This window comes from uncultured Ellagibacter sp. (assembly GCF_934643285.1).
Taxonomy (GTDB): domain Bacteria; phylum Actinomycetota; class Coriobacteriia; order Coriobacteriales; family Eggerthellaceae; genus Ellagibacter.
This window is the reverse complement of record NZ_CAKUBT010000011.1, coordinates 15,264-32,999: the sequence shown is the minus strand read 5'-3', so window position 1 is coordinate 32,999 and position 17,736 is coordinate 15,264. Positions and strand designations below refer to the sequence as shown.

Here is a 17,736-nt window from a genome sequence, read left to right as displayed (position 1 = left end):
GACATTATTACCTTCCAAAAATACGTGCGCCCGCAAAGCCTGGAAGAGGCTTGGGAGCTCAATCAAAAGAAGCGCAACCGCGTGGTTGCGGGCATGATGTGGCTGAAGATGGGCACGCATTCCTTCAACACGGCCATCGACCTTTGCGATCTGGGCTTGGATGCGATCGAGGAGACCGAAGACGAGTTCCGCATCGGCGCCATGGCAACCCTGCGTCAGATGGAGAAGCATCCTGGCCTGGGAGTTTATTCTTGCGGTGCGGTTGAAGCCGCGCTGCGCGACATCGTGGGCGTGCAGTTCCGCAACGGTGCCACGCTGGGCGGAAGTCTGTGGCGGCGCATGGGCTTTTCCGACGTCGTTGCGATTTTCTTGGCCATGGACAGCTACGTCGAGCTTTTCAAGGGCGGCGTTGTGCCCTTGGAGGAGTTCGCGCGCATGCCTTACGACAACGACATCCTCGTCCGTCTGATCGTCAAGAAGCGCCCCGGTACCTTCGCCTATCAGGCGGTACGCAAGCAGCGGACCGACTTGCCCACGCTCAACTGCGCGGCCGCCAAGGTGGGGGACGAATATCGCCTTGTCGTGGGATCGCGCCCGGCGCGCGCTGTGCTCCTTCGCGATGAGCGGGGCATCCTCGCTTGTGGCATCACCGAGGAAAGCACCGCTGCGTTCGCCGATTATGCGGCGGCGGTCGTCCCCGTTTCCGGAAACATGTGGGGCTCTGCGGAGTACCGCCGCGCGCTGGTGCCGGTGCTTGTGCGCCGTACCCTGCTGGCATTGGGGGAGGTGCGGTAATGGAAATCACGATCAAGCTGAACGGCAAGGTGGTGTCCGACGACATCTCGGCCGATATGCTGCTCATCGACTTCGTCCGCGCCCATGGTTGTCTCAGTGTGAAGCGCGGCTGCGAGACGTCGGCTTGCGGTCTGTGCACGGTGCTCTTGGATGGCGAGCCGGTGCTGTCATGCTCCACGCTGGCGGCCCGCGCCGACGGCCATAGCGTGCAGACTCTCGAGGGGCTGCAAGACGAAGCGTCCGAGTTCGTGGGCTTCATCGCCGACCAGGGCGCTGAGCAGTGCGGTTTCTGTAACCCGGGCTTCGTGATGAACACGATTGCGCTTTTGCGCGAGAACCCCGACCCCACCGACGAGGAGATTCTCGCATACCTTTCCGGCAACCTGTGCCGCTGCTCGGGGTATGTGGGTCAGCTGCGCGGCATTCGCAACTTCCTCACCAGCAGAAACGCGGAAGGGGGCTCACGTGAATAGGCCCGATTACCAATCGGTTGGCAAGTCCGTCCGCAAGAAGGACTCGCTGCAGCTCCTTTTGGGCAAGCCCGTATTCACCGAGGACATCGCGCCCGACGCGCTTGTGGTGAAGCTCTTGCGAAGCCCTCATGCCAACGCCATCGTGGAGGACATCGACACGTCGAAGGCGAAGAAAGTCGCCGGTGTGGTGGACGTGTACACCTGGGAAGACGTGCCGGGGGAGCGCTTCAGCAACGCGGGGCAGACCTACCCTGAGACAAGCCCCTACGACCGCCTGATTATCGACCGCCATGTGCGCTACGTGGGCGACGTGGTGGCGATCGTCGCTGCGGAAAACGAGAAGGCCGCCGAGGCGGCCCTTTCGCGCATCAAGGTGACCTACGATGTGCTCGATCCCGTGCTGGACTTCCGCGCTGCCAAGGACAATCCCACGCTCGTGCACCCTGAGGACAACTGGCATATGCTCTGCGACTTGGGCGGAGACAACAAGCGCAACCTCGTGGGCACGACCGCTGACGCCGACGGCGACGTCGAGGCGGTGCTCGCCGACTGCGATATCGTTTTGGAGCGCACCTACCACACGAAGGCCTTCAACCAGGCCATGATGGAGACCTTCCGCACGTACTCCGAGCTCGACCGTTACGGGCGCCTGCACGTGATCTCGTCCACGCAGATCGTCTTCCATGTTCGCCGCATCTTGTCCCACGCGCTGGGTATCCCGAAGAGCCGCATTCGCGTGGAAAAGCCGCGCATCGGCGGTGGCTTCGGTGCGAAGCAGACCGCGGTGTGCGAGGTGTATCCCGCGTTCGTCACGATGAAGACGGGCCGCCCCGCAATGTGCGTGTTCACGCGAAAAGAGGCTCAGACCTGCGGTTCCCCGCGCCATGAGATGGAAATCAAGGTTCGCCTTGGTGCGAACGACGACGGGCGTATCCGCGCGCTCGACGTGACGACGCTGTCGAACTCGGGCGCATACGGCGAGCACGGCTGGGCGACGGTCGGCCTGACCGGGCACAAGTCCATCCCCCTGTACACGGGCTCTTTGGAAGCGTTCAAGTTCACGGCCGACGTGGTGTACACGAACATGCAGCCCTCGGGCGCGTACCGAGGCTTCGGGGCGACGCAGGGCCAGTTCGCCGTGGAAACGACGGTGAACGAGCTCGCCGAGATGCTGCGCCGCGACCCGATCGGGCTGCGCGAGCAGAACATGCTGCGTGAGGGCATGACTATGCCTGCCTATTTCAACGAGGTGGCCAACGCGTGCGCGCTCGACCGGTGCTTAGACCACTGCCGCGACATGTTCGACTGGGAAGCGAAGTACCCCGTGCGCGACATGGGCAACGGCAAGGTTCGCGCTGCGGGCGTGGGCATGTCCATGCAGGGCTCGGGCATCGCTGGCATCGATTCGGGGTCGGTTACCGTCAGGCTGAACGATGACGGGACCTATATGCTGGTCATCGGCGCGGCCGACATGGGAACGGGCTGCGATACCATCCTGGCGCAGATGGTCGCCGAGCATATGGAATGCTCGGTGGACGACGTATCGGTGTTCGGTGCCGACACGGATGCCTCGCCCTACGATTCCGGCTCGTACGCGTCTTCGACAACGTATGTGACCGGCATGGCCGTCGAGAAGGCGTGCGCGCAGCTGAAGGAGCGCTTCTGCGCCATTGCGGCCGAGATCCTCGGGTGCGCCGCCGACGAGCTTGCCTTCGAAGACGGTCGTGTGGTTCGCGAGAGCACGGGCGAGACGGTTTCCCTTCCCGCTATCGCAGAGAAGAGCCAGTGCAACAGCTGCCAGCTGGCGGAGGCGACCGCGATGCATTCTTCCCCGGTGTCCCCGCCGCCGTTTATGGTGGGCATGGCGGAAATCGAGCTCGATCGTGAGACCGGCATGGTCGAGGTGCTCAACTTTGACGCCGTGGTCGACTGCGGCATTCCCATCAACCCGGCGCTTGCGCGCATCCAGGTCGAGGGCGGCATCGTGCAGGGCATCGGACATACGCTTATGGAGGACGTGACCCGCACGCCCAAGGGCGCTATCCGTGAGTCGAGCCTGTTCACCTACCGTTTGCCCACGCGCCTCGATGTGGGCGACATCCGCGTTGAGTTCGAGCATTCCTATGAGCCCACGGGCCCGTTCGGCGCGAAGTCGATCGGCGAGATCGTCATCAACACGCCGGCTCCCGCGATCGCGCACGCGATCTACCGGGCGACGGGCGTGTGGCATCGCGAGCTGCCGATCCTGCCGGAGCATGTCCTGCTCGCGAAACCAGAGGCGGACTAGCGCGACGGGGTTGAGGTCGAGGCGGGCCGGGACGCTCCCGGTCGCCTCGACCCCCCCAATCCCCCTTCCGAGACAGGGGTCGGGTGATTTGTCTCGCTTTCGCGTTACTCGTCCGACCACGCCTCGGCTGATTCCCGTTAGGCAGTGAGACGAACCGCCCGGCCCCCGCCTCGTTCGCACCTGCGCTAGGAGCGGAGCGTGATGGCGTCGCCGGGGGCGATGCCTGCGGCTTGCGGGCTCAAGATCACGATGGCGTGCATCCCCTCGAGGACTCCCGCTCTATCGGATTCGAGGTCGCCGCCGTCGATGTTGCTTTCCTTGGGATATTTGCCCGAGGCGGAGGCGTATGCCGGATACAGCCAAAGGCTCAGGTGGAGGCGCGATTCCCTCGCGGTGAGGATCGTCGCCGACAGCGTCTCGCTGCCGTGGCGGATCTCAACCACGTCGCCCTTGCGGAAGGCGCCCAGGCGCACGATTCCCGCAATCGCAATTGCGCCCTTGTAGCGCTTGATGTTTGGAAGGCCGACTCGTAAGGGCTTGAGCTTCGGCATGTTCATGACCTCGAGCACCTCGAAGGCGTTTTTGGCGCCGGCGAATTCCTGCCGCGTTTCTTCGCGGTACGAACCGATGCTTGCCAGTTCAGCCCGCACCTGGCTAGAAGTCAGCTTTGCGAGCGGGTCGAAGTTCAAATGCTCGGTGTAGCTGGTGGTGCTGTTGTCGATGATGCTGTATTCATCTGTGTAGAGCAGCTCGTTTTTGATCGCGGTGAGAACGGGCCGCCCGCCGTCTTCCGACTTTACGCGAACGTAGCTATCGCCCTCTTTCTCGTAGAAGTATTTCTTATCCTTCTCGTAATACATCGGATACTTGATGCGCAGCTTGGAGGCGCAGTCCTTGCAAAGCCAGCCGTCCACAAGCTTCGCCCCGCAGGTTTCGGTGATGGGGCTGAGGGCTGTGTTCTTCATGACAGCTCCGCAACCTGGGCAGATGAACTCTTTCGGGCCTGTCTTTTCCACTTTCGCCATGACGGCCTCCTATCGTTGGGAACGGGGTCATGCATGCAGCGTCGTCATCGAGCTAGAAACAGTATAACGGCGAAAGCCTCTCCCAAAGGACGATTTGCGAGCGATGCAACCCGGGAAGCAGACGTTCAGTGCCATCTTCAAGCGCCTCGGCGCGCCCGTGATTTTGTGACCGCGCATGCCAGCAAGCATCTTGGTAGGGCGCAAGTTCGTCTATTTTACGGATTGCGCAATCGCTGCGGGGCGGAAGAGCGCGAGCGCGCCGGCGATGAGCAGCGCCGTTGTCCCGAGGCTTACGGGGTATGCAGCCATGATGGTGGCGAAGGTGGGGCTTGCCGGGAAGATGAAGGCTACCCAGAACAGCCTAACGCCGCATACGCCCACCACGGTAAGCAGCGACGGTGGCAGCGAAATGCTGAACCCTCGCAAATATCCCGACATGTTCTCGTACGCCATGCTAAAGATGTACGCCGGGAATATGACGCAGATGCGCACATAGGCGATTGCGATGACGTCCGCATCCGAGGTGAACAGCGACAGCACCGCCTGTCCTTGCCAAATCATGAGGGCGATCATGGCGCAAGCGACGATTCCATCTTCGATAAGGCAGACCTTGAGTGTACTTTTGCAGCGAGCGAAGTCACCTGCGCCGCGACTTTGCCCGACGAAGGTGGTGCATGCCTGGCTAAACGAGTTGAGCAGGCTGTAGCAAACGAACTCCAGCGCAAGTGCCGCGGACGACGCAGCCACCACCTGCGTACCGAGGCTATTGATGCACGTTTGGATGACGATGTTGGCAATCGCGAAGACCGCGCCTTGGATTGCGGCTGGCAACCCGATGCGAACGATGGAAACCGTTGAGGCGCGGTCGACGTGAAGGCGAGAAAGCTCGATTCTGATGGGATCTTCGGCCTTGAGCAGCCGCGCGAAGAGAAATGCCGCGCTTGCCAGGTAGCTGATTACCATTGCCAGGGCGACACCTGCGACGCCCCATCCAAGAACGGGCACGAACACCACATCGAGAAGCGCATTCAGCGCCGCCGACACGGTGAGCGCGAGAAGCGGCATGCGCGTGATGCCCACGCTTCTGAAAATCGCCGCCTCAAAATCGTAGAGCATGATTGCGGGAAGGCTGATCAGGTATATGCGAAGGAACAGAAGGGCCTCGTCGAAAACTTCCGCGGGGACGCTTAGACATTGCAGCGCAGGTTCGGCGACGAGCTCCATTACGATTGCCACCGCGATGCCGATAAACGAAAGTGCAATGGCGGTGTGTGCGCAACGGTTGGCCCTCATCTTGTCTTTGGCTCCGACGGCATACGCAATCGTGACGTTTACTCCGAGCGAAAGGCCGATGAAAAGTTGGATAACAAGGCTTGTCAGCGGCAGGTTCGACCCGACCGCCGCCATGCCGATTGCCTCTCCGTCAGATGAGAAATGCCCGATCATCAGCGTGCCGACGAGGTTCGAGAGTTGCTCGAGGATGCTGGTGGCGGCAACGGGCATGGCGAAGAGCGGAACGCTTTACCATAGGGATCCATGCAAGATGTCAAGTTGGTCGTGCTTCTTCGCCATGCGGTCGGGTCTGCTCCTTCGTTAAAATCGCTTACTAACTAATCGCGGTGCTACTTCTGGCCTTCGACGTTCGGGTGCCAGGTTGCGTAGAATGCGATCTTCTCGGCGGTGCGCTCGTAGAAAGGCTTCCCTTGATCGAGTGCGGCCATGGCTTCCATGTCCTCATCGGAAAGCTCGAAGTCGAAGATGTCGATGTTGTCGGCGATGTGAGAGGGGGTCTTCGATCCAGGGATCACGATGTTGCCCTGCTGGACATGCCAGCGCATGATGACCTGCGCCGCGGTCTTGCCATTTTTTTCAGCGAGCTCGGAAACGATAGGCTCCTCGAGGATGCTCTTGTTGTCGCGTCCGCCAAGCGGGTACCAGGACTGCAGCGCGATGTTGTGCTTGTCCAAGAGTTCCTTCAGCTCGGTCTGCGGGAAATAGGGGTGGCATTCCACCTGGATCAGCGCCGGAGTGATCTCGCAGTGCGCAAGGAGATTCTCGATTTCTGCCTTGTTGAAGTTTGAGATGCCGATAGAGCGCAGCTTGCCGGCCTTGTATGCGGCCTCTAGCTTTGCGTAACCCGCAAGGTAATCGCCTGCGGGCTGATGGAGAATCATGAGGTCGATGTAGTCGGTGCCCAGTCGCTCAAGCGTCTCGTCCACAGCGGTGTCGGACTCGTAGAAGCACGGCCAGAGCTTGGTTTCCAGGAAGATTTCCTCGCGCGCGCGGCCAGAATCGCTCATTCCGCGGCCAACTGCGCGTTCGTTCACATAGGCGTTTGCCGTGTCGATGAGCTCGTAGCCACCGTCGAGGGCGTAGGTGACGGCGGCTTGCGCGTCGTCGGGGGCAAGCAGGTAGGTTCCAAGGCCCACTTGCGGTATTTTCACGTCGTTGTTGAAGGTGATGTACTGCATGGCTTTCCTTTCTTTATATGAAATGCAGCAATGCGTTGCAAAGCAAACTATAGGCGCGTTAAACTGGCGAATAGTGCAGATTACTTGTAAGCCGCTTAACGGAAACTGAAAGGCAAGCTTGTGAATATCACGGAACTCAAGCAACTGGTTGCCGTGGGCGAGCTGGAATCGTTCTCGGAGGTCGCGCGTCGTTTCTACGTTTCCACGCCGACGGTAACCCGTGCCATGAAGCGCATCGAGCGCTGCTACGGCGTCGAGCTGTTCGTGCATGGGAAGAACAAAGTCGAGCTCAACGACGCTGGTCGGCTTGCCGTTGCGGGGGCTCGGCGCATCTTGCGCGAGATCGACGCATCCATCGCCGAGGTGCGCGCCTATGATCGCAGCTTGCGAACGATCGATTTGGTGTCGTGCGCGCCAGCTCCTCTTTGGGTGATCGCGCCGCGTGCGTCGCAGCGATATCCCGGCATGGCGCTCACTACGCGCGTCGCGAATTTGGAGAAAACGCGTGAGGCGCTGGAGGCGGGGGACTGCGATGTGGCGGTGCTGCCGTATCGCCCCAAGGAAGAGGGGGTCGTCTGCTCGCACGTTCTCGATGAGCATCTGCTTCTGTGCGTGCCGCGCGATCATATGCTGGCCGGGCGCGAGCGTGTGTCGTTGGAGGAGATGAACGGCTTCAACTTCCTGCTCGGCACCGACCTGGGCTTTTGGAACGATGTTGTGCGAAAGCGACTTCCCGCCTCGCGCTTCCTCGTTCAGGATGACGAGTTCTCGCTTGCTGAGCTCATCCGCACGTCAACGCTGCCGTGCTTTGCCACCGACGTGAGCATCGAGCGCCGTTATCGCGACCTTGGCGAGAACCGCGTTGGCATTCCCATAACGGACCCCGAGGTCAACGTATCGTTTTGGCTTGTCGCGCGAAAAGATGCCGCTGACAAGGTCAGCCGTCTGTTTTAAGGAGCGCGCAAGGGGGGACCTACGTTGGCGGCATATGCGCTAAGCTTCGTGTAGTGGAAACGCAGGGGTAGGGAGGTCAGTTCAGGGTCTCTCTGCCCCTTATCATGTTGTCTGCTTGCGATTTCGGTCCAGGTGGGCGGGCGGAGGAGTTGACCAGATTGGGCAAATCATCGGGTGTCGGCGCGGCCGGGCGAAGCCTTTTGCGCTACGCTAAGGAGAACCGCGCGCTCGTGGCGGCGTCGCTGTGCGCCATCGTGTTCGTGATGTTGCTGGAGGATGTGCTCAGCGAAGAGAGCATGAAGCTCGATGCGGCAGCGTGGTGGCTGTTCGGCGAGCATCTGCGCCAACCGTGGCTCACGCCCATCATGGAGAGCTTCTCGGCGCTGGCCACGCCGGTGACGCTCTTGGTGGTGCTTTGCGTTGCCGCCGCGTTCGTGCCGGTCAAGCGCCCAGGTTGGTTCAATGTAGCTAATTTGGGGCTGGTGGTGCTCTTGAACCAGGTGATGAAGTTCGCCATCCAGCGCCCGCGCCCCGACGTGCTCCGTTTGGCGGACGTATCCGGGTTCAGCTTCCCCTCGGGGCATTCCATGGTTGCGATGGCTGTTTTCGGTTTGCTGGCGTGGTGCGTGTGGCGCTACGAGAAGAATCCGCGCCGCCGCATCGTGTTGATGTGCCTGTTCGCGCTGGTCATCGTGATGGTGGGGGTCAGTCGCATCTATCTGGGAGCCCATTATGCGAGCGACGTTCTGGGCGGCTTTTGCGTCTCGATGATCTGGCTCGTGCTCTACACAAAGGTCATAGCCCCAGCCCTCGGGCTGATCGAGTAGGTTTGCGACCTGGCGTCAGCTGAAACGTGGCGAGTCTGCGAGTTTCTCGGTAGAGAAGATTCGGCGTGCAGCGGTCTCGTACTCGTCGGCGCGGCGGAGTTTTCTTATGGCGCGGTGGACTGAGCTTGGATCAGCGAAGGCGCACTTGGCGTAGCTCCACCACTCCTTCATGCGGAACACTGCGTTGCCACCCATGTCGTTGGTGTAGGTTTCGTAAAGCTTGTCGTGGAAGAGCTTGAGCTCCGTGAGGGCGAGGATCTCGCCGCCGCGGATTTCGCGTGCGAGTGCTGGATTGACCAGGATGCCTCGGCCGAGCATGACGTGGCGCGTCTGCGGGTAAGCTGCGAGCAGCGCGCCGTAGTCGTCTTGCGTGAAGATGTCCCCGTTGTAGGCCACGGGGAACGGCGCGCGCTCGAGCGTCTTGCCGTAAAGTTCTTGTCGCGGGGTGCCGTCGTAGAAATCTTTCTGCACGCGGGGATGCACGATGAGCTCGGCGATTCCGCAGCGACAAAAGAGTGCAAGGAGCTCGTCGTACTCGTCGTCGCTCTCGATGCCGACGCGCGTCTTGACCGAGATCGGCAGCGGCGAGCGTTCGCGCACGTCGACAAGAAACGCCTCGAGCCTGTTCGGGTTGCGCAAAAGGCCAGAGCCCTTCTCCTTGGCGACCACTGTTCCCGAGGGGCAGCCGAGGTTGAGGTTGACTTCCTTGTAGCCCATGTCGGCAAGAAGCCCAGCCGCCCAGATGAACCTGTCGGCGTCGTTGGTCAGAAGTTGGGGCACGACATTGAGGCCCTGGTTGTTCTCGGGGTCGAGTTCGCGGCTGTTGCGCTTGCCGAATGGCGCTCCTACCTTGGGGAGCGGCGAGATGAACGGCGTGTAGTAGCGGTCGAGCGCGCCGAAGATTTCCGCGTGAACGCGGCGAAACGCATATCCGGTGATTCCCTCCATGGGGGCAAGCGATAGCAGCATTCCGCCTCCTTCTTCATCTGAGCATACTTCTGGTGATGACGCCTCTTGAACGGGCTGATGATTTCATTATCGCAGGATAATCCCGTTCGCGATGCTGCGATTACTCGGTTGGGCTCTAGCTGTATTCTTGCTTGCGCCGCCTGCGACCAGTTGCCGTTCGACCGTGCCCGGTTGTATACTTCGCCCGACGGGGCAATCGTGCTCCGCGCAAACGCATCTTAGGGGATGTCTTTTTGGTCATTGTTCTTTAGGGAACGGTTAATCGCAGAGCACTTCTGAAAAGGCCGCGTTCGAGCCTGCGTGCTGTTGCGCCGTTCCGCACCTGTTTTCACCATCGACTCAACAAACAGGAGTAACAATGAACAACTTCCCAAAAGCGAACAGCTTCGACACCGCTATCGTCCGATCCAAGATTATGGGCCCCAATCCGCTTAAGCTCTGCGAGGAGCTGCTTTGCGGCGCCGATATCGCGAAGGGGTCGCGCGTGTGCGACCTCGGCTCCGGCACTGGCATAACGAGCGTGATGCTTGCGCGCGAATACGGGCTTGACGTGTACGCCGTCGACCTGTGGAGCGACCCCGATGGGAATCGCGCGTTCTTTCGAGAGTTGGGCGTGCCTGACGAGCGGATTCATCCCATCAAGGCCAACGCCGCGGAAGGCTTGCCTTTCGAGCCGGAGCTCTTCGACGCCGTGGTGAGCATCGATTCGTATAACTATTTCGGGCGCGACCCGCACTATCTGGGGGAGAGGCTTCTTCCGTATGTGAAATCTGGTGGCAGGATTTACCTTTCCATCCCCGGCATGGTGCGCGACTGCCATGATGCGCTGCCGACATGCCTGCTTGCATCCTGGAGCGCCGAGCAACTTGAATACATGCACGATATGGCCTGGTGGCGAGCTATGATTGGCCAAACGAGCGGTGTGGTTATCGAGGATATGCATCAGATGGCGTGCACGTCCGAGGCGTGGGCCGACTGGATTGCCTGCGACAACGAGTACGCTCAAGGCGACCGTGCGGCTGTTGAGGCGGGCGCGCTCGAGTTCTTGAACACCATCGCGGTCACGCTTGTGAAGGCCTAGGCTGGATAACTGGAAAATGGGGCGGTGGGCGCAAAGTGCGCTCGCCGCCCTTTGTGTGCTTCGCTTGTCCGCATCCGGCGTTCGCTCGCCCGTCGACGGCGGGGAGGGGGCTGCCTTCAACGTTGATCGACGCGCTTGGTGACGTGCGCGGCCAAGCTGCTTCGAGTTGTTCCGAGCCCCATGTACAAAATCGACGATTTATTGCGAAGGATTTGTGTATGACTCCGCAAATCAAATTCAACTGTGGAATAACCTGCTCGGGTTTTGCTTAGAATGAGACGTTTTTGGTACAGGAAAGACCCCTTCTCGATCAAATTCACTAGTTCTTCACAACTTATCGTCAATCTTGTACAGAGGCTACGACGCGGGCGCGTTCGTGTCGGGAAAGCGCACCAGGTCGGGAAAGCGCATTGCGTCAGAAAAGCACCCGCAGGTCATGAATGCCCCCAGGTTGGGAAAGCGCCTTCCAGTGTCGGGAAAGCGCCTCCCGCGTTAAGAAAGCGCGTTGTAAGCGTTGTCGTCCACCGGCTCGAGCCACTCGTTGCTTGCGTCCTCGCCAGGGTACTCGAAGGCGAGGTGGCTGAACCAGCTATCCGCCGCGGCGCCGTGCCAGTGCTTGACGTTTGCGGGGATCTCCACGACGTCGCCGGGGCGCAGGCGCTCGGCGGGCTTGCCCTCTTCCTGATACCAGCCTTCGCCGTCCACGCAGATGAGCACCTGGCCACCGCCCTTGCTTGCATGATGGATGTGCCAGTTGTTGCGGCAGCGCGGCTCGAAGGTCACGTTGAAGATGGCCAGGTAGTCATCGGGCCCAGTGAGCGCGTTGAGATAGCTTTGGCCGATGAAGTACTGTGCGAAGGCGTCGTTGGGCTTGCCCAGGCCGAAGAAGCCGCCGTGGAGCTCGGTGCCCTCGCCGTTCTCGTCGTCTTCCGCATACACCTCCTTCGCCATGTTGAATGCCGCCCATGCGTTGGGCCAGCCAGCGTAGAAGGCGATATGGGTGAGAATCTCGGCCATCTCCTCTTGCGTGACGCCGTTCTTCTTTGCGCTGGCCAGGTGATATTTCAGCGAGCTGTCGACGATGCCTTTCCCGATGAGGGCGCTTACGGTGACGATGCTGCGTAGCTTGAGAGGCAGCTTGTCCTCGCGGCTCCATACCTCGCCGAAGAGGATGTCGTCGTTCAAGTGCGCGAACCCGGGCGCGAACTCACCGAGTGCGTCATGCCCTGCAGTTTGTTTGATGGTCATTGTGGACTTCCTTCCCATTTTCTTTACACGTGGCGAGTGGCGGTTAGGGTGAACGACAGCGTCATTCGCGATTACGCTTTGGACCAGCCGCTACTTTGCTGCGAGGCTTTTGCGCAGGACGTCGAGAATCTCGACGCGGGTGAGCGTGCGATAGCCGCCCGTCATCGTGAGCGTTGCGTCGGCGATCGCGCTGAGGTTGGACTCGTCGGCACCTAGCTCGCGAATGCTCATCACGCAGCCGATTTCGCGCATCCAGGCCTCCATGGCGTTAAGGCCGGCGATCGCAAGCTCCTCGTTGGTTTTACCTGCAGCGTTGATGCCCCAAACGTTTACGGCGAAACGCGCGAATTTCTCCAGGCCGTACGGCATGATCAGACGGCAATAGGGAAGCGCCACAGCGGAAAGCGTCATGCCGTGCGTGGCGTCAGTGACGGCGCCTACGGCCTGGCCGATCATGTGAACCTCCCAGTCCTGCGTTTTGCCGCAGCCCACAAGGGTGTTGAGCGCCCAGGTCGCCGTCCACATGATGTTCGAGCGCGCCTCGTAGTCCGTCGGATTGGCCACGGCGGCGCGGCTTGCGGTAACGAGGCTGCGCATGAGACCCTCGGCCAGATAATCGCTCGTGTTGTCGTCGGCGCCGCTGAAGTATTGCTCGGTGATGTGGTTCATGATGTCGAAGATGCCTGCGGCCATCTGATAGCGCGGCACCGTGTAGGTGAACTCGGGGTTCAGCACGGCAAAGCGTGGTGAAACGCGTTCGTCGGTGAAGACATGGCCGATTTTCCTGCCGAGCTCTCGGTTGGTGATGACCGAGCCGCGATTCATCTCAGAGCCAGTGCCCACCATAGTGAGAACCGAGCCTACGGGCACGACCTCTCTATCCGCCGCGGGCTCTTCGAATCGGTCGAAGTATACGTCCCAGGGGTCTTCGCCTGCGGGCAGGTCCTTAGAGACCGCAACTGCCTTCGCGTAGTCCGCGCACGAGCCGCCGCCCACGGCAAGGATGAAATCGATGTCGTTGTCGCGGGCGATTTGCACGCCCTCGCGAAGCTTCTCGATGGTGGGGTTCGGCATGACGCCGCTGTCTTCGACGATGGTTTTACCTGCTGCGCGTAGTGTCTCGACGACTTGGTCGTAAATACCGAACTTCCTGATAGAGCCGCCTCCATAGACGAGTTGAATGGTGTTGTAGGGGGTGAGTTCCGTCGCAAGCGAGGCCAGAGCATCCTTGCCGAAGATGAGCTTGGTGGGGTTGTGGTAGGTGAAGTTTCCGAGCATGGTTTCCCTTTCGCTTATCGGGTCGCATTTGGTATGATGTTGGCACCCTAATACCTGAACCTCACTTTAGGTCAAGATATTTTGGAAGGAATTTACTATGTATTCAATCGGGCAGGTTTCGGAGATGTTCGATATCCCCGTGTCGACGTTGCGCTACTACGACAAAGAAGGGCTTTTCCCCAGTTTAGAACGCTCGAGCGGTATCCGTCGCTTCGGCGAGCAGGAGTTAGAACTGCTTCGTGTCATCGATTGTCTGAAGAAAACGGGGCTCGAGATCAAGGACATCAAGCGCTTCGTCGATATGGTCCAAGAGGGGCCGTCGACCTACGCCGAGCGAAGGGAGCTGTTCGAGGCGCGCAAGGTCCGGGCCGAGCAGGAAATCGAGCGTATGCAGAAGGCGCTCGCCATGGTGAAATTCAAGTGCTGGTACTACGAGACGGCTCAAAAAGACGGCGGGGAAGAGCGCCTTTGGGGAATGATTCCCGACGGGTTGCCGAAGGATATCAGGAAGCTCTACGACCTGGGCCATTCGTAGGAGTCCGCCAGCGAGCAAGCGCTGGCCGTTGTTTTAAAGCCGCAAGCGGGCATCGGCGATCGGCATGAAGCTGCGAGCGGATACGGGTAGCCGCATTGGGTGCACCTCTTCTTGCTGGTGCAACGCTAGATTAAGGAAATCATGCAGAATATCGATCATATCGAGGTGCGCGGTGCGCGCGTGCACAATTTGAAGAATGTGAACGTGGACATCCCGCTCGGCAAGCTTGTGGGCATCGCGGGTGTGTCGGGTTCGGGCAAAAGCTCGCTTGCGCTCGGCGTGCTCTATGCTGAAGGGTCGCGCCGTTATCTGGAGGCGCTTTCCACTTACACGCGTCGGCGCATCGCTCAGGCGGGCAAGGCCTCGGTCGACGACGTGCGCTACGTTCCCGCCGCCCTCGCGCTGCACCAGCGCCCAGCGGTGCCCGGAGTGCGATCGACGTTCGGTACCTCGAGCGAGCTTTTGAACAGCCTGCGACTCCTGTTCTCGCGCGTCGGCAGCCACGTGTGCCCGCATTGCGGAAAGCATGTGCCGCCAAGCTTGAACGTAGCTGCTGAACTGGCGATTTCGTGCCCTCACTGCGATGGCGAGTTCTTCGGCCCCGGCGCCGAGCAGCTCGCCTTCAACAGCGAGGGCGCTTGTCCCACCTGCGGGGGCACCGGTATCGCGCGCACCGTGAACCGCGCTGCACTCGTGCCCGACGAGAGCAAGACCATCGACGAGGGCGCTGTGGTGGTGTGGGGCTCGCTTATGTGGGACCTCATGAAGCAGGTGTGCGGCGCCATGGGCGTGCGCACGGACGTGCCGTTTCGCGAGCTTTCACCCGCTGAGCGCGACATCGTGTTCAACGGTCCGGCCGAGAAGCGGCACATTCTGTACAAGGCGAAGAAGGGCGAGAACTTCGCCGAGCTCGATTTCACCTACTACAACGCCGTGCGCACCGTGGAGAACTCGCTTGCGAAGGCGAAGGACGAGAAGGGGCTGCGCCGCGTTGCGAAGTACCTGACGGAGGGCCCCTGTCCCGATTGCGGTGGCACGCGCCTCTCGGGGGCCGCTCGCGGGCCGCTTGTGCGCGGCATCAACCTGGCGCAGGCGACGGAAATGGCGCTTGACGAGGCGGTTTCGTGGGTAGAAGGCGTGCCGGGGAACCTTCCTAAAGAGATGCGTCCCATGGCGAAATCCATCTGCGAATCGTTTACGGGCACTGCTCGGCGCTTGCTGGAGCTGGGCTTGGGCTATCTCTCGCTTGACCGCGCGGGCGCCACGCTTTCCACGGGGGAGCGCCAGCGCGTGCAGCTTGCGCGTTCGGTGAGGAACCGAACAACCGGCGTGCTCTACGTGATGGACGAGCCCTCCATCGGCTTGCACCCCGCCAACATCGACGGCCTTTTGGGTGTGATGCGCGACCTGATCGCCGACGGCAATTCCGTGGTGATGGTCGATCACGACACGCGCATCCTGCGTGCTGCCGACCATTTGGTAGAGATGGGGCCCGCTGCGGGTGCGGACGGTGGCACTGTGGTTTCCCAGGGGTCGGTTGTCGAGGTTGCTCACGATTCGGCTTCAATCATAGGGCCCTTCCTTTCTGGTGCGGCGCACGTGGCGGCACGTCTGCGAGCCCAGGCAGGCGAGATGTTCGATTTGGGACGGATCCATCTGGAGTCGAGTGGGCTGCATACCGTGAAACCGTTCTCCATCGACATCCCCCGAGGTCGTCTTATTGCCGTGACGGGCGTGTCGGGTTCGGGCAAGACGACGCTCGTGCTGGAAACGCTCATCCCCGCGCTTGCTCGGGCGGCGGCGGGCGAGGCGCTTCCCGAGCATGTGACAGCGCTTGACGCGGATGGCATCCATCGTGCGAACCTGATCGACGCGACCCCGATTGGGATCAACGTCCGCTCGACCGTGGCGACATACTGCGGCGTGCTCGACGACTTGCGCCGCGCCTATGCGCGCACCGAGGCGGCGAAGGCGGCGGGTCTTAAGGCGGGCGACTTCTCGTACAACACGGGAAGCCTGCGCTGCGCCACGTGCGACGGCACGGGGCAGATCTCGCTTGACGTGCAGTTCTTGCCCGACGTCGACATCGCCTGCCCCGATTGCCGCGGCTCTCGCTATAGCGCCGCAGCCGAGGGCATTCGCCGCCCCGAGAAGGGTGCGCCCTGTGGCCAGGCACTCAGCCTGCCAGCGTTGCTTTCGCTCTCGGTCGATGAGGCGCTTGCGCATGTTGCCGACATCAAGAAGGCGCACGAGAAGCTGCAAACCCTGCATGACCTGGGGCTGGGGTACCTCACGCTCGGTGAGGCGACGCCTGCGCTTTCCGGCGGCGAGGCCCAGCGCCTGAAGCTTGCAAGCGAGATGGGCCGGGGGCAGGAAGACGCCGTGTTCGTGTTCGATGAACCGACCATCGGCCTGCACCCACGTGACGTCGAGACGCTGCTCGGCGTGTTCGAGCGGCTTGTGGAGCAAGGGGCAACTGTGGTGGTGGTCGAGCACGATCTCGACTTCATCGCCAATGCCGACTACGTGATCGACATGGGCCCTCATGGCGGGAAGGACGGTGGGCGCATCGTGGCGTGCGGCACGCCCGCGGAAATCGCCGCGAACCCGGAAAGCATCACCGGTCGCTACCTGGTGCTTTAGCGGATTTCTTACAAATAAGTACGTTTTTCTCAATTACGTGAAAATCTTACCCATACGTTAGATTTTCACAAATTCGCGCGTATGCCTCGCAAGACGCAGGAAAGCCCCGGCGGTTCGTATGCCGGGGCCTTCCTATAGCGTTTGCTTTCGAGCTTATCCCTCGCTGTTCGCGATCGCCTGGTCGATAAGCTTGCTCAGCGTTTTCTGCTGCTCGGGGGACGTGATCGCGCCGACGATCGGGTCTCCCACGATGTTGCCGTTCTTGTCGACGACGTAAGTGGTCGGGTACGAGAACAGTTCGGAGGTGAACTTCCCGGCCTCGCTGCTCGACGCGAACCAGACGTTCTTGTACGTGACGCCCTTCTTCGCGAGGATGTCCTTCGCCTCGGAAATCGCGGTCGCGTCGCCGTCGAGCGTGAAGGAGTTCACGCCCACGACCTGGCCGCCCTTGTCGGCGAGCTCCTTGTTGAGCGCTTCTAAGTCGCCCAGCTCGCCCACGCACGGCTTGCAGGTGGTGAACCAGAAGTTGACCACCGTCACCTTGCTCCCCGAGAAGAGCTTGTCGCTGGTCACTTCGTTGTCGTCGAGGTCTTTCCCCTGGAAACTCGGGAACTTGCCCGCACTGGTAGCGGCGCCTGCGCTATTCGGCATGCCGGCGCTCGACGCGTCGACGCTCTCCCCCGAGCTCGGGGAACTACCGCATCCGGGGAAGTCCTTCTCGAGGGCCGCCAGCTTGTCCTCGATTTCCTTCACCTGCTGGGCCCCGGTCTTGAGCGTCTTCAACTCTTCGGCCGAGAACTGGTCTTTGGCGCTCTCGATTGTGTCGAGGAGGAAGTCGCCGTAGTTCTTGCCGTCCTCGATCATCGGCATGTCCTTGTTGGCTGCCAGAAACACTTTCTCCCACAGCTTCGAGTCGCCGGAAAGGATCTCGTTTTCCTTCTGCATGAGCTTTTGGTGCAGTTCGGTTGCCTCCTCGGTGTTCTTCGGCTGCGTTGCCAGCAAAGCCGCGATATCGGTGTTGCCGCTTGTGGAACCGGCCTCGCTATCCTTAGGGGCCGAACAGGCTGCAAGGCTGAACGCCAAAAGCGCGCCCATCAGCACTACCGCAATTTTCGTTAGTTTCATAATCATTCCTCCATTTGTAATCGTT

15 protein-coding genes are annotated in these 17,736 nt (G+C 60.9%); 8 read left to right on the top strand and 7 right to left on the bottom strand.

Annotated elements, in window-relative coordinates; translation table 11 throughout:
- Positions 1 to 24 precede the first annotated feature (24 nt).
- Genes Q0I65_RS06570 through Q0I65_RS06560 form a run of 3 tightly spaced genes read left to right on the top strand, consistent with a single transcriptional unit; the run spans position 25 to position 3,555 of the window.
- Positions 25 to 795, top strand: coding sequence for an FAD binding domain-containing protein (locus Q0I65_RS06570; protein WP_296061420.1), 771 nt, complete (start codon positions 25 to 27; stop codon positions 793 to 795).
- Complete coding sequence (locus tag Q0I65_RS06565) at positions 795 to 1,268, top strand: (2Fe-2S)-binding protein (RefSeq protein WP_296061417.1); 474 nt, start codon at positions 795 to 797, stop codon at positions 1,266 to 1,268. The genes Q0I65_RS06570 and Q0I65_RS06565 overlap by 1 nt, the downstream gene beginning before the upstream one ends.
- Positions 1,261 to 3,555: a molybdopterin cofactor-binding domain-containing protein gene (locus tag Q0I65_RS06560; RefSeq protein ID WP_296061416.1), complete on the top strand. Its 2,295-nt coding sequence runs from the start codon at positions 1,261 to 1,263 to the stop codon at positions 3,553 to 3,555. The genes Q0I65_RS06565 and Q0I65_RS06560 overlap by 8 nt, the downstream gene beginning before the upstream one ends.
- A 185-nt stretch (positions 3,556 to 3,740) precedes the next feature.
- Here Q0I65_RS06560 and Q0I65_RS06555 read toward each other — a convergent pair whose 3' ends face one another.
- The 3 genes from Q0I65_RS06555 to Q0I65_RS06545 form a co-directional block, all read right to left on the bottom strand.
- Positions 3,741 to 4,580 carry a hypothetical protein gene (locus Q0I65_RS06555; protein ID WP_296061412.1) on the bottom strand — a complete coding sequence of 280 codons (840 nt, stop codon included), beginning with the start codon at positions 4,578 to 4,580 and terminating at the stop codon, positions 3,741 to 3,743.
- A gap of 210 nt (positions 4,581 to 4,790) precedes the next feature.
- Positions 4,791 to 6,083, bottom strand: coding sequence for an MATE family efflux transporter (locus Q0I65_RS06550; RefSeq protein ID WP_296061410.1), 1,293 nt, complete (start codon positions 6,081 to 6,083; stop codon positions 4,791 to 4,793).
- A gap of 119 nt (positions 6,084 to 6,202) precedes the next feature.
- Entirely contained in the window at positions 6,203 to 7,051 is an 849-nt protein-coding gene (locus Q0I65_RS06545; protein ID WP_296061408.1) for an aldo/keto reductase, read from the bottom strand.
- Between the two features lie 120 nt (positions 7,052 to 7,171).
- Here Q0I65_RS06545 and Q0I65_RS06540 point away from each other — a divergent pair, with 120 nt between their 5' ends.
- Together Q0I65_RS06540 and Q0I65_RS06535 are read left to right on the top strand one after the other, a co-directional pair.
- Positions 7,172 to 8,005 carry a LysR family transcriptional regulator gene (locus tag Q0I65_RS06540; RefSeq protein ID WP_296061405.1) on the top strand — a complete coding sequence of 278 codons (834 nt, stop codon included), beginning with the start codon at positions 7,172 to 7,174 and terminating at the stop codon, positions 8,003 to 8,005.
- A 158-nt stretch (positions 8,006 to 8,163) separates the two neighbouring features.
- Positions 8,164 to 8,832, top strand: coding sequence for a phosphatase PAP2 family protein (locus Q0I65_RS06535; RefSeq protein WP_296061403.1), 669 nt, complete (start codon positions 8,164 to 8,166; stop codon positions 8,830 to 8,832).
- A gap of 15 nt (positions 8,833 to 8,847) precedes the next feature.
- On the opposite strand, the gene Q0I65_RS06530 is transcribed toward Q0I65_RS06535, so the two are convergent.
- Positions 8,848 to 9,801 (bottom strand): tRNA-dihydrouridine synthase family protein, encoded by a 954-nt coding sequence (locus Q0I65_RS06530; protein WP_296061400.1) that lies wholly within the window; start codon positions 9,799 to 9,801, stop codon positions 8,848 to 8,850.
- A 358-nt stretch (positions 9,802 to 10,159) separates the two neighbouring features.
- On the opposite strand from Q0I65_RS06530, the gene Q0I65_RS06525 reads away from it, so the two are divergent.
- Complete coding sequence (locus Q0I65_RS06525) at positions 10,160 to 10,882, top strand: methyltransferase domain-containing protein (protein WP_296061397.1); 723 nt, start codon at positions 10,160 to 10,162, stop codon at positions 10,880 to 10,882.
- A gap of 492 nt (positions 10,883 to 11,374) precedes the next feature.
- Here Q0I65_RS06525 and Q0I65_RS06520 read toward each other — a convergent pair whose 3' ends face one another.
- Both Q0I65_RS06520 and Q0I65_RS06515 read right to left on the bottom strand, forming a co-directional pair.
- Positions 11,375 to 12,130, bottom strand: a complete 756-nt coding sequence (locus Q0I65_RS06520; protein ID WP_296061394.1) for a carboxymuconolactone decarboxylase family protein — start codon at positions 12,128 to 12,130, stop codon at positions 11,375 to 11,377.
- 90 nt (positions 12,131 to 12,220) lie between these two features.
- The gene (locus Q0I65_RS06515; RefSeq protein ID WP_296061392.1) at positions 12,221 to 13,408 is read right to left on the bottom strand and encodes an iron-containing alcohol dehydrogenase; all 1,188 of its coding nucleotides are present in this window, start codon (positions 13,406 to 13,408) and stop codon (positions 12,221 to 12,223) included.
- 97 nt (positions 13,409 to 13,505) lie between these two features.
- On the opposite strand from Q0I65_RS06515, the gene Q0I65_RS06510 reads away from it, so the two are divergent.
- On the top strand, positions 13,506 to 13,943 hold the full coding sequence (locus Q0I65_RS06510; protein WP_296061389.1) for a MerR family transcriptional regulator: 438 nt from the start codon (positions 13,506 to 13,508) through the stop codon (positions 13,941 to 13,943).
- Positions 13,944 to 14,084: 141 nt separating this feature from the next.
- Positions 14,085 to 16,586: an ATP-binding cassette domain-containing protein gene (locus Q0I65_RS06505; RefSeq protein ID WP_296061387.1), complete on the top strand. Its 2,502-nt coding sequence runs from the start codon at positions 14,085 to 14,087 to the stop codon at positions 16,584 to 16,586.
- A gap of 153 nt (positions 16,587 to 16,739) precedes the next feature.
- Here the strand turns inward: Q0I65_RS06505 and Q0I65_RS06500 are convergent, their stop codons facing one another.
- Complete coding sequence (locus Q0I65_RS06500; RefSeq protein WP_296061384.1) at positions 16,740 to 17,711, bottom strand: TlpA disulfide reductase family protein; 972 nt, start codon at positions 17,709 to 17,711, stop codon at positions 16,740 to 16,742.
- Between the last annotated feature and the right edge of the window lie 25 nt (positions 17,712 to 17,736).